Annotated in this window: 10 protein-coding genes; 4 read left to right on the top strand and 6 right to left on the bottom strand. The window is 66.5% G+C overall.

The features are described 5' to 3' along the window. Positions 1 to 664: glutamate 5-kinase (gene proB, locus AC1DMG_RS15910; RefSeq protein WP_477180749.1), on the top strand; the 664-nt coding region annotated here is incomplete at its 5' end. After that, positions 661 to 1,926, top strand: coding sequence for a glutamate-5-semialdehyde dehydrogenase (locus tag AC1DMG_RS15905; protein ID WP_441604296.1), 1,266 nt, complete (start codon positions 661 to 663; stop codon positions 1,924 to 1,926). The genes proB and AC1DMG_RS15905, both read left to right, overlap by 4 nt. Before the next feature lie 92 nt (positions 1,927 to 2,018). On the opposite strand, the gene AC1DMG_RS15900 is transcribed toward AC1DMG_RS15905, so the two are convergent. Further along, a complete protein-coding gene (locus AC1DMG_RS15900) occupies positions 2,019 to 2,510 on the bottom strand; it encodes a nuclear transport factor 2 family protein (protein ID WP_441604295.1) in 492 nt (163 codons plus the stop codon). 93 nt (positions 2,511 to 2,603) lie between these two features. Beyond that, on the bottom strand, positions 2,604 to 3,509 hold the full coding sequence (locus AC1DMG_RS15895; RefSeq protein ID WP_477180748.1) for a LysR family transcriptional regulator: 906 nt from the start codon (positions 3,507 to 3,509) through the stop codon (positions 2,604 to 2,606). A gap of 116 nt (positions 3,510 to 3,625) precedes the next feature. Between AC1DMG_RS15895 and AC1DMG_RS15890 the strand changes: the two genes are divergently transcribed. Next, positions 3,626 to 4,885, top strand: a complete 1,260-nt coding sequence (locus AC1DMG_RS15890; protein ID WP_441611097.1) for an MFS transporter — start codon at positions 3,626 to 3,628, stop codon at positions 4,883 to 4,885. On the opposite strand, the gene kynU is transcribed toward AC1DMG_RS15890, so the two are convergent. Genes kynU through AC1DMG_RS15875 form a run of 3 tightly spaced genes read right to left on the bottom strand, consistent with a single transcriptional unit; the run spans position 4,886 to position 7,759 of the window. After that, positions 4,886 to 6,166 carry a kynureninase gene (gene kynU, locus AC1DMG_RS15885; protein WP_441604292.1) on the bottom strand — a complete coding sequence of 427 codons (1,281 nt, stop codon included), beginning with the start codon at positions 6,164 to 6,166 and terminating at the stop codon, positions 4,886 to 4,888. A 55-nt stretch (positions 6,167 to 6,221) separates the two neighbouring features. Then, positions 6,222 to 6,728 carry a hypothetical protein gene (locus tag AC1DMG_RS15880; protein ID WP_441604291.1) on the bottom strand — a complete coding sequence of 169 codons (507 nt, stop codon included), beginning with the start codon at positions 6,726 to 6,728 and terminating at the stop codon, positions 6,222 to 6,224. Further along, positions 6,725 to 7,759: an amidohydrolase family protein gene (locus tag AC1DMG_RS15875; protein ID WP_477180747.1), complete on the bottom strand. Its 1,035-nt coding sequence runs from the start codon at positions 7,757 to 7,759 to the stop codon at positions 6,725 to 6,727. Before AC1DMG_RS15875 ends, AC1DMG_RS15880 begins: the two co-directional genes overlap by 4 nt. A gap of 196 nt (positions 7,760 to 7,955) precedes the next feature. On the opposite strand from AC1DMG_RS15875, the gene AC1DMG_RS15870 reads away from it, so the two are divergent. Continuing rightward, positions 7,956 to 8,330 (top strand): YciI family protein, encoded by a 375-nt coding sequence (locus tag AC1DMG_RS15870; protein WP_121881800.1) that lies wholly within the window; start codon positions 7,956 to 7,958, stop codon positions 8,328 to 8,330. Positions 8,331 to 8,441: 111 nt separating this feature from the next. On the opposite strand, the gene AC1DMG_RS15865 is transcribed toward AC1DMG_RS15870, so the two are convergent. Further along, on the bottom strand, positions 8,442 to 10,526 hold the full coding sequence (locus AC1DMG_RS15865) for an FUSC family protein (protein WP_477180746.1): 2,085 nt from the start codon (positions 10,524 to 10,526) through the stop codon (positions 8,442 to 8,444). Positions 10,527 to 10,899 lie beyond the last annotated feature (373 nt).

Below are 10,899 nucleotides of genomic sequence, written 5' to 3'. Positions count from 1 at the left end.
GGTCGACGCTGACCTGCTGCTGATTGCTTCCGATATCGATGCGCTTTATACGGCCGATCCGCGCCGCGATCCCGCAGCGTTGCCCGTCCTGAGAGTGGAAGCGCTGACCCCCGAGATCCTGGCCATGGCGGGCGGCAGCGGTAGTGCGGTCGGTACGGGTGGCATGCACACCAAGCTTGAGGCGGCGTCCAAGGCCGGCGCTGCAGGCATCCCCACGGCGCTGTTCAGTGGCCGCAACCCGGTCGCGGTGCAGGCGCTCGCCAACGGTGAACTACACGGTACTTTCTTTGCCGCTGGGCGCAGTCGCATGCAGGCGCGCAAATACTGGCTGCGCCATGCACCCGCGGCCCCGGGAGGCATCCAGGTGGACGCCGGTGCGGTACGTGCTCTTGCCGGTGGGCGAGCGTCCCTTTTGCCGGGCGGAGTGCGTGCTGTGAACGGCGATTTCCATCGGGGTGACTTGGTCGAGATCGTCGACGAGCAGGGGCGTGCGATTGCGCGGGGGCTGAGCCAGTACGGCGCCGGCGAAGTGAAGCGTCTGGCAGGGCGACATAGCCGCGACATCGAAACCGTATTGGGCTACAGCTACGGCGCAGAAATCGTGCATCGTGATGATCTCGCCACCACGGCAGACATCGAGACCACCGGAGATATCGACGCATGAGCGACATCCGTTCGTTGGCGCTGGCCTGCCGCGACGCGGTGCCGGCGTTGGCCATGCTCGATACGCCAACCAAGCGCGCACTGTTGAATGACATGGCGGGTGCGCTTGAGCGCCGCATAGACGAGGTGCTTGGCGCGAATGCGCAGGACATGCAACACGCCGCCGGCAAAGGCCTGCAGGGTGCCATGCTGGATCGCCTGCGGCTCGACCCGGCCCGCGTTGCCGGTATCGCCCAGGCCTTGCGCGACGTGGCGCAGCTGCCCGATCCGGTGGGCGTCGTCACGCGACAGGAGACGCTTGCCAATGGCGTCACTGTGGAGCGCGTGCGCATACCGCTTGGCGTGATCGCGATGATCTACGAAGCGCGTCCCAACGTCACCGCCGATGCTGCGGCGTTGTGCCTGATGGCTGGCAACGCGGTGATCCTGCGCGGCGGTTCCGAAGCCATCCAATCCAATCGCGCCATCGCTGCCGCGTTGCACGAGGCGCTCGGCGCGCACGGCTTGCCGACGGCGGCCGTCACCTTGGTGGAAGATCTCAGCCGCGAGACGATGGTGTCGCTGCTGCAGTTGAGCGATCTGGTCGATCTCGCCATCCCGCGCGGCGGCGAGGGCCTGATCCGCTTCGTGACCGAGCACGCGCGCGTGCCGGTGATCAAGCACTACAAGGGCGTGTGTCACCTGTATGTGGATCGCCTTGCCGATCTGGCGCTGGCTTTGAATCTGCTGATCGATGGCAAGACGTCGCGTCCCGGCGTGTGCAATGCGCTGGAGACGGTGCTGGTGCATCGCGATGTGGCAGACGCCTTCCTGCCTCGGGCTGCAGCTGCTCTGCGCGAACGTGGCGTTGAGTTGCGCGGCGATCAAGCGACCCGCGCGCTGGTGCCCGAAGCGAATCCTGCCGGCGAAGACGATTACGCGGCCGAATTCCTCGACCTGATCATCGCGCTACGCGTCGTGGACAGTCTCGATGAGGCGATCGCGCATATTCACCGCTACGGCTCCGATCACACTGAGGTCATTGCCACCAGCGATGCGTCGACGGCGCAGCGTTTCGTGCAGTCACTGCGTTCGGCGGTGGTGATGGTCAATGCGTCGTCGCGTTTTTCCGATGGCGGGCAGCTGGGGCTGGGGGCGGAGATCGGCATCTCCACCACGCGCCTGCATGCGTACGGGCCGATGGGCGCGGAGTCGCTCACGATCGAGCGATTTGTGGTGCGTGGGGAAGGGCAGGTGCGGCACCCGGAGAGCCGTATCCCTTAAATTGTGGGAGCGCACCCTGTGCGCGACTGGGACTTGAGGCAAGGTCAGTCGCGCACAGGGTGCGCTCCCACAGGGGAGGGGAGAGGGGGCGCTTACTTCGCAGGCTCGATTGGCCGATGGTCGTAACTCACCACGCGCGTCAGCTGCCACCGACCATTCTGGTAGCGCCAGATATGGAAGAACTTGCCCATGCCTTCGCACTTGCCGGACTCAAGTTGGCAGAACTTGTGGGTACCGATCTCGATCGCGCCGTAATCCTTGATCGGATACACCTCGATGCTGCCGACCAGTTCTCGGCGCACCTTGTGGCAGATATTGCGCCGGGTCGCATCGACGATGGCGTCGCGCGAGGTCATCAGCCCACCCTTGTCGTGGTAGAACTCGACGTCATCGCTGAAGTACTCGCCAAAGGTCTTCAGGTCGCAGTGGTTGTAGGCGTCGAAGACCTTGCTGTCGAGCGAAGCGATGGTGCGGGTCAGTTCGTCGCCAGAGGGGATGGCGGCAGGTGTTTGGGCATAGGCCAGGCAGGCGGCCATCGGTAGGGCGATCAGGCCGATCAGACGGACGAGCAGTGCGTTGCGCATGGCCATTCCTTGTCGTGGATGCGGCCATCATGGCTCAACCGACCAGTCCTCGCATCCATGCCTTATGGATGGACGTCCGTCTGCCCTTGGCGTTCAACGCGATTTCGGCCGCCRCGACATCACTGCCTTGAGCTGCTCCAGCAACAGGGCAACGGGGGCTTCCAGGCGGGGTGGCAGGGCGCGGTGAACCAGCCAGGCGATCATGTCCAGCTCGAAGTCGGTGACGGTGACGAGCTTCAATTGACTGCGATAACTGCTCGCGGCCAACAGATCGGGCGTGATGATGCCGATACCTGCGCCACGCGCGACCAGGGATAGCTGCAGATCCGCCCCGAACGCTTCCACACCCACGTTGCACGGCAGTCCGCGTTCTTCCATGGCTCGCCGCAGGGTGGAGCGCATGCCGCAACCGTTCTGGCTCAGCACCCAGGGAAACTCAGCGAGATCCTTGAGCGTGGCGCGCGCACGCAGGCCCAGCGAAGGTGCGGCGACGATGCGCAAGGGTTGGCGATCGAAGGCGTGGGTGGTCATGCTCGCCGGTGGCGGCGTGTGCTCGGACAGCACCACGGCAGCAGCATCCAGCAAGCCTGTTTCCACCTGCTCAACCAGGCCGGGCGACCAAGCCGAATGTATGCGCAGCGCGAGGCCGGGATAGCGCGAGCGGAGCAGGTCGATCGGCGTGGTGAGTGCGCGCTCCGCCAGGAACGGTGGCATGCCCAGCCGCAATTCGCCGGAAGGCTCGGTGTCGGCGCGTGCCAGCGCGAGCAGGTCGGCTTCCGCGTGCAGCAGGTCGCGACCCTTCTGGTAGATCTCGCGTCCCGCCGCGGTCGGGCGCAGGGGCTTGGACTGGCGATCCAGCAACTCGATGCCCAGCAAGGCCTCCAGGCTTTGCACGCGACGCGTCACGCCGGGTTGGGTGAGGTGCAGTTGTGCTGCCGCCTGGACGATGGAGCCGGTGTCCACGACCGCGATAAACGCCCTGACATCCCGCGTGTTCATGCCCGATGATCCTGCCAAGTATGCGAAGTGCGCATGAAAACTATGATGATTATTCACTGTCATCATGATGCCAGGGTATTTAGCATCGCAGGCCTATCGATTGGCAAGGCCCAGRCATGCAATACCTCTCCCGACGCCGTATCGATGCCGTGCCCAACGAGGTGCCCTCCGAGCTCACCACGCCCTTGACCCTGCTGTTCGCCTTCGCGGTGGGCGTGATCATCATCAACCTCACGGCGGCGCAGCCCCTGGCTGGCCCGGTGGCGCGCGCGATGCACCTGCGCCCGTCGCTCACCGGCCTGGTCGCGATGCTGCCGCAGCTGGGTTACGCCGTCGGCATGTTGTTCCTCGTGCCCTTGGCGGATCTGTTCGAGAACCGTCGCCTGACCACGATCACGCTGCTGGCCTGCGCGTTGGCGCTGGGCGCTGCGGCGCTGGCGCAGCAGGCGTGGTGGTTGTTGCTGGCCGTGTGCCTGGCCGGGGCCACGTCGTGCGCGATCCAGATCCTGGTCCCGCTGGCCGCAGCGATGGCGAGGCCCGAGCATCGCGGCAGCGCCGTGGGCAACGTAATGAGCGGCGTGATGCTCGGCATTCTGTTGTCGCGTCCGTTCGCCAGCCTGGTGGAAGGCGCGTGGGGCTGGCGTGCGTGCTACGGCTTGCTAGGCGTGTTCGACGGCTTGCTCGCCCTGGCGCTGTGGTTCGCGCTGCCGCGGCGACAGCCGCCGGTGCATACCTCGTATCGCGGGCTGATCGCGTCGCTGTGGACGCTGTGGCGCGATGAACCGGTGTTGCGTCGCTACGCTGTCTCGGCGGCGATCATGATGGCGGCCTTCAGTGCATTCTGGACCGGCATCGCGCTGCGCCTGGTGCAGGCACCGTTTCTACTCGATAGCCGCAGCCTGGCGTGGTTCGCTCTCGCCGGTGTGGCCGGCACGGTGGTGGCACCGTTGGCAGGCAAGGCGGGCGATCGCGGTCATAGCGCGGTGGGCATGCCGATCTCTCACGTCGTGGCGACAGCAGGCTTCGTGCTTGCTGGGATCGCTGGCGCGGGCTGGTTCGGCATGAATGTGATGCAACATCCGTTGTTGGCGCTGGGCCTGCTGGTGCTGGCGGCCATCGTGATCGATGCCGGCGCCATCGGTGATCAGACGCTGGGGCGGCGTGCGATCAACATGCTTGATCCGGCCGCGCGCAGCCGACTCAATGGCTTGTTCGTCGGCGTGTTCTTCATCGGTGGTGGCGGGGGCGCAGTCGTTGCTGGCAGCGCATGGGCTGCGGCGGGATGGACAGGCGTGTGCTGCGTCGCCCTGGTCCTGTGCGTGCTGGCCTTTGCGCTCGACGCGACGACATGGCGCGGCATGCGCCGCGCCGCCTGATCAGCCGCGCTGCGCCCAGCGGCGCGTGGCTTCGACGAACGCCACGCAGTCGGCAAACTGGTTGTACAGCGGCGTCGGCGAAATGCGGATCACATCGGGCTCGCGCCAGTCGCCGATGATGCCGTGCTCCACCAGATCATCGAACAGTGCGCGACCACGGGCGCGGCCACCGAGCACGCGGATGGACAGCTGCGACCCGCGACGCGACGGATCGCTCGGCGTCACCACTTCCAGCACGTCGCTCAACTGGGATTGCACCAGCCATTCCAGATAAGCGGTGAGCCGCAGCGATTTCTCGCGCAGCCTGCCCATGCCGGCGCGGCGGAAGATTTCCAGCGACACGCGCAGCGGCGCCAGCGCGAGGATCGGCGGATTGCTCAGCTGCCAGCCATCGGCGCCATAGGTGGGCACGAACTGCGGACCCATCTGGAAACGCGAGGTTTTGTCGTGTCCCCACCAGCCGGCGAAGCGCGGCAGGGTGGTGCGTGCGTGGCGCTCATGCACGAACGCGCCGCCGACCGCGCCCGGGCCGCTGTTGAGGTATTTGTAGCTGCACCAGATGGCGAAATCCGCGCCGCTGTCGTGCAACTGCAGCGGCAGATTGCCCACGGCATGCGCCAGGTCGAAACCCACCATGCAGCCGTGGCGATTGGCCAGACGCGTGATCGCAGCGAGGTCGAAGGCCTGACCCGTGCGGTACTGCACGCCCGGCAGCATCACCAGCGCAATGCGCGAACCATGTTCGGCCAGCACGCGTTCGATGGCGTCCATCGAGATCACGCCGTTGGCCTCGTCGCCCTGCAGCTCGATCAGCGAGGTGGCCGGATCGTAGCCATGGAAACGCACCTGCGATTCCACCGCATAACGATCGGTGGGAAACGAGCCCGCTTCGATCAGGATGGCGTGCCGCTCCGGCGTGGGCCGATAAAAGCTCACCATCATCAGGTGCAGGTTCACGCCCAGGGTGTTCATCGCCACCACTTCGGACGGCTGCGCACCCACGACGCTGGCGAGGTCGTCGCGCACGAACTCGTGATAATCCATCCACGGCAAGTCGCCGCGAAAGTGGCCTTCCACCGCCTGATCGGCCCAGGAGTCGAGCTCGGCGCTCAGCGCAGGGCGCACGGCACGCGGCTGCAGGCCCAGCGAATTGCCGCAGAAATAGTGGCCGTCGCGGCCCTCGTGCCTGGGTATCAGGAATTCGTCGCGGAAGCCGCGCAGCGGATCGGCGGCATCCTGGGTCTGCGCCCAGGCGAGGGTGGCTTCGAACGGAGCGGACATCGGGAATCTCTTGCTGAAGCGTCGCGCCCAGCGCGGGCACGACGTGGATGACGACTTACTTCATGCGTGCGGCGATGGCGTCGCAGCCCTTGTCGAACGCAGCGCGCCACGCTGCGCCGGCCTGGCCTTGCGCGGGACGCACGCAACGCAGCTGGATGGCATGGCTGTCCTTGAACCAGTAGCGCTCGCTATAGCTGTACTGCGCGCCGTTTTCCTGCGCCGTATAGACGAAGTTGTCCGGCGTGCCGCCGCTGGCGGCCTGGTAGCCGGTCAGGGCCTTGGCCTTGCCCATGGCGCCGCTCACGTACTGCTGGAACTCGCCGGCATTGCCCACCTGCTTCACCGTGACGCTGATACGGGCGAGGCTGCTGGCGCCGTTGGGCGAGGGGTCGGGTACCTGGAACACGCGTACTTCCGGATCGCCCTGCGTTTCCATGATGCCCATCCACTGGTCGGGCGTGCTGAAGGTGACGCTGCCGCCGGCCATGCTGACATCAGCGGCGTGGGCGGTTCCGGCCAACACGAGGGCGCCGGCGATAACCAAAGTGCGGAACAAGCTCATGCCTTTTCCTGTGCGTGAGGGTGAGGTTCGAAACGCTGCAGCGGCAGCCCCAGCCATTCCAGGGCGGTGCCGTGGAAGAGTCGCGCGCKGTCGTGGTCGTCGAGCCCGAGTGACTCGATGCCGCTGCCCGGATGCTRCTCCCCCAGCGGGAAAGGATAGTCGGTCCCCAGCATCACGCGATCGACCCCTGTCACATCCAGGAGATAGCGCAGGGCGGCCGGGTCGTGCACGCAGGAGTCGAAAAACAGGCGTTGCAGGTATTCGCGAGGATTGCGCGGGTTGTCCGTGGCGACCAGGTCGGGGCGCATGCGGAAGCCGTGCTCGATGCGGCCGATGGTCCACGGGAAGCTGCCGCCGCCATGGGCCAGCATCACACGCAGCCGCGGCAGGCGCTCCAGCACGCCGCCAAATACCAGGCAGCAGGCCGCGCGCGACTGTTCGGCCGGCATGCCCACCAGCCAGGGCAGCCAGTACTTGGGCATGCTGGCAGCGCCCATCATGTCCCAGGGATGCACCATCACCGCGGCGCCCAGGTCGGCGGCTGCCTCGAAGAAGGGAAACAGTTCGGGGGCGTCCAGGTTCCAATCGTTGCAGTGCGAACCGACCTGCACGCCCTGCAGGCCCAGTTCGTCGATGCAGCGCTCCAGCTCGCGGATGGCCAGGTCGGGCGACTGCAGCGGCACCGTGCCGATGCCGGCGTAGTGACGCGGATGGTCGTTGCAGATGCGCGCCGTCTCGTCGTTCAGATGGCGGTGCAGTTCCAGCGCCTGATAGCCGGGCGCCCAATACGAGAACAGCACGGGTACGGTGGAGACCACCTGCACGCTGACGTCGAAGCGGGCGTAGTCGTCGATGCGCTGTTGTGCGTCGAACGCCGAGTCCCATACCTCTCTGAAGAACTTGCCATCCTTGTAGATGCGATGGCGCCCGTCGTTGTGGATCATCACCGGAAAGCGCTCGTCGCCGAACTTGGCGGCGAGGTTGGGCCAGTCGCGGGGGAGGATATGGGCGTGCGTGTCGATTTTGAGCATGCGCCGAGTGTAAGTCAGGGGCGCGGTGCCGTCTCGGCGCGGTGCAGCGTAAAACGCCGTCCGGGGGGGGCGGGCGGCCCGACTCAGCTGTGGCGAGATTCCTGCCGGCTGAACTTAGGCCCGATTGCACATGCAAGCCGTCACGGCTGGCGGCATGATGGCGAGCGCGACGACGTCCGCAGCCATCGGAGGCAACATGAAGTTTCTGGTCATGATCTATAACGACGACAGCCTGCTCGAGGCCCTGCCGCCGGGTGAGTTCGACACGATGATGCACGGCTGCTTCGTCCATGCCGACGAACTGCGCGCCGAAGGCCATCTGCTCGATTCCATGCAGCTTGAACCGCCGGCCCAGGCGAAATCGCTGCGCATGCGCGACAACACCATGAGTGTGATGGACGGCCCGTTTGCCGAAGCGAAGGAATACCTCGGCGGCTTCAACCTGATCGAGGCGGCCGACATGGCCGAGGCCGTGCGCATCGCCGCGGAATTTCCGTGGGCGCGCACGGGTCGCATCGAAGTGCGGCCGGTGCGGGATATCGATGCCGTGCGCCGGCGCGTCGGGGCGTAAAGCGTAACCCGTGTGGGAGCGCACCYTGTGCGCGACCGCGGAGCYKCRCCGCYRCCTCTTCGCTGGGCCGTCGCGCACAGGGTGCGCTCCCACAAGGTGTGGCTCGCTCGGTCAGGCCGTCGCCGTCGACTTGCTATGGCTGCGTCCGGTGATATGCGCCAGCGTATTCACGTTATCCACCAGCCGATCACTGATGCGCGCGAGCAGCTCGGCGGCCTGGCGGTCTTCCGCCATGTTGAGCAGCGCAGCCAGGGTGCGTTGCAGGCCGCGCAGATCGGGCAGCTGCTCCGGCGCACGCTGCGTGCGCAAGGCCGAAGCGACTTCATGCAGAGCCTTGGCGCTGTGGTCGACGAACGCGCACATTTCCGCCGTTTCCGGCAGGCTGTGGTGATCATCGATCAGCGCCTCCAGCGTCATCGCCGTGCGGGCCAGGCGATTGCCGTTGGCGAACAGCGCGTTGGCCAGTTCCAGCAGGGTTGCCGGCGTGGCCGGTTCCGCGCGCATGCGGTCCAGCGAGGCCTGCGCATTGCTGCGTGCCGTGCGTGCGGCAGTGCGTGCTTCCCGGCGGTGATCGCGGCGTTCGGGATGGGCGAGCGCGTTGAGGTAATCGGCATAGGCATCGAGCATGTCCGATAGCGCCGCACGCGCACGCGCGCGTTCCCAGGTGGGCCACAGCACATAGGCGAGCAAGGCCATGCCGCTGCCGAGCGCGGTGTTGATCACGCGATCGAGCACGGCATCGCTGGAATTGACGCCTTCGAACGACAACAGGATCACCACGGTGCCGGTAAGCGCCGCCACGGCGATGCCGTAGTGCGCGGTGGCCAGATAGCGAAAACCCATGCACAGCACAGCCATCAACAGCAGATGCGCCCACATGTCATGCGGCGTGAAATGCAGCAGGGCGGTGGTGAGCAACAGGCCCAGGATGGTGCYGACCACGCGCAACAGGCCAAAGTTGAAGGTGGCGGCGAAATCCGGACGCAGCACGATGGCCGCGGTCATCGGCAGCCAATAGCCATGCGGCAGGCCGAGCTCGCGCGAAACGAACAGCGTGGCGGTGAGTGTCACGGCGGTGCGCACGGCATGCCGGAATGCCACCGAATGCGGCGTGAGATTGGCACGCAGCGTGGCGCGCGCCGAACTGCTGCGCAGTGCCGTCGGTAGCGGCGTCTCCGCCGCGGCCGCGCGCAATTCACCGCGGCTGCCTGCCCAGTTGGCATTGCGCACCGCGGCAGCGAGCTGACCAGACAAAGCATGGATATGCGTGGCCAGGCCATCGGCGTCCCCGCCGTTGCCAAGCAGGGCGTTCTCGCTCGCCTGCAAGGTCTGCAGGGCGTGCTCGGCCTGGCGCGGCGATTCGGCAAGCTCCAGAGCGTCTGCAATGGCCCCGAGCACGCGCGCGGCGTCGCCCCGGAACATGGCGTGGATGGTGGCATTGGCGCGCAACTCCGCCATCGCGGTGAGTTCCAGGCGGATGCGTTCGGCCAGTTCCAGCAGCACGCCGAACGCCTCCATCGCGCGGCCGCGCGCGTGGTGCCGCCCCAGCAGCGTGTGCTGCAGCGTGGTCATGGCGTCGGTGAGCGCGGGTACGTCGGCGTCGTCGTGTTCCTGCTGGCGCGCCAGCGTCGACAAGCCGCGATAGACCGCGGCCAGCGCGTGCCGCTCAGGGCGATAGCGCTGCAGCGGCCAGGCCGCCACGGAAAACAGGGTCAGCAGCAGGCCGCCGGCAAAGATCAGGGCCGAGGCGCCCAGCGCTTCGGCCAAGGGTCGTGGCGTGGCGGCCGTGACCACCAGCAGGATCATGCTGGTCATGCCCACGCGCGCCATGTCCGGACCAAACACCACCAGCAGGCCGCCGAAAAATCCGAACGCCGCCGTGGCGACCAGGATGGGTATCAACTGGTCGCCGATCAGAAAGYCGATCAGCGAGGCCAGGCCGGCCGCCAGCGATGCCAGCAGCAGGCGCGTCATGCGCTGGCGATACGGTCCCGGCTGGTCCGAGAACATGGTGTCCAGCGCGCCAGCGCCGATACCCAGCCCGATGCCCGGATGCCCTGTCAGTATGCCAATCGCCAGCGGCAGCACCACGGCCGCGGTGTTGCGCACGACCACACGCACCGGCACGTCAGGTCGCTTGGCCGTGAGCAGGCTGTCGACGACCGTGGCGCGCAGCGAATAACCCGTCGAAGACATGACGCGACAAGACTCCTAGTCAGTGCAGTGATTCTGCCTCAAACAGCCTGAAGCGAACGCGACGGGCCAGGGATCCGTGGCTGGTCGGGTAGGGCGCACGGGCTGGGCAGCTTCCCGACGGAGGGGAAAGTGAAGTGCACTGGCGTTGCCGGGACCTGTTGTAGGAGCGCACTTGTGCGCGACAAACCTACGGAGCGGTACATCCCGGCGCTGCGGTCGCGCACAAGTGCGCTCCTACAAAGGATCGCGCAGGCTGGTTCCGATCGGCTCTTTGTGGGAGCGCACCCTGTGCGCGACGAGCCTACGGAGCGGTACACCCCGGCGCTGCGGTCGCGCACAAGTGCGCTCCTACAAGGGATCGCGCAGGCCGGTA

Source organism: Dyella sp. 01N36 (assembly GCF_056399745.1).
The sequence above is the reverse complement of the archived record's forward strand: the minus strand, read 5'-3'. Positions and strand labels throughout refer to the sequence as shown.

Bases quoted from the DNA above. Each gene is read 5' to 3' on its own strand.
- AC1DMG_RS15905 (WP_441604296.1), top strand. From the start codon at position 661: ATGAGCGACATCCGTTCGTTGGCGCTGGCCTGCCGCGACGCGGTGCCG.
- AC1DMG_RS15900 (WP_441604295.1), bottom strand. From the start codon at position 2,510: ATGCGCAACGCACTGCTCGTCCGTCTGATCGGCCTGATCGCCCTACCG.
- AC1DMG_RS15890 (WP_441611097.1), top strand. From the start codon at position 3,626: ATGCAATACCTCTCCCGACGCCGTATCGATGCCGTGCCCAACGAGGTG.
- kynU (WP_441604292.1), bottom strand. From the start codon at position 6,166: ATGTCCGCTCCGTTCGAAGCCACCCTCGCCTGGGCGCAGACCCAGGAT.
- AC1DMG_RS15880 (WP_441604291.1), bottom strand. From the start codon at position 6,728: ATGAGCTTGTTCCGCACTTTGGTTATCGCCGGCGCCCTCGTGTTGGCC.
- AC1DMG_RS15870 (WP_121881800.1), top strand. From the start codon at position 7,956: ATGAAGTTTCTGGTCATGATCTATAACGACGACAGCCTGCTCGAGGCC.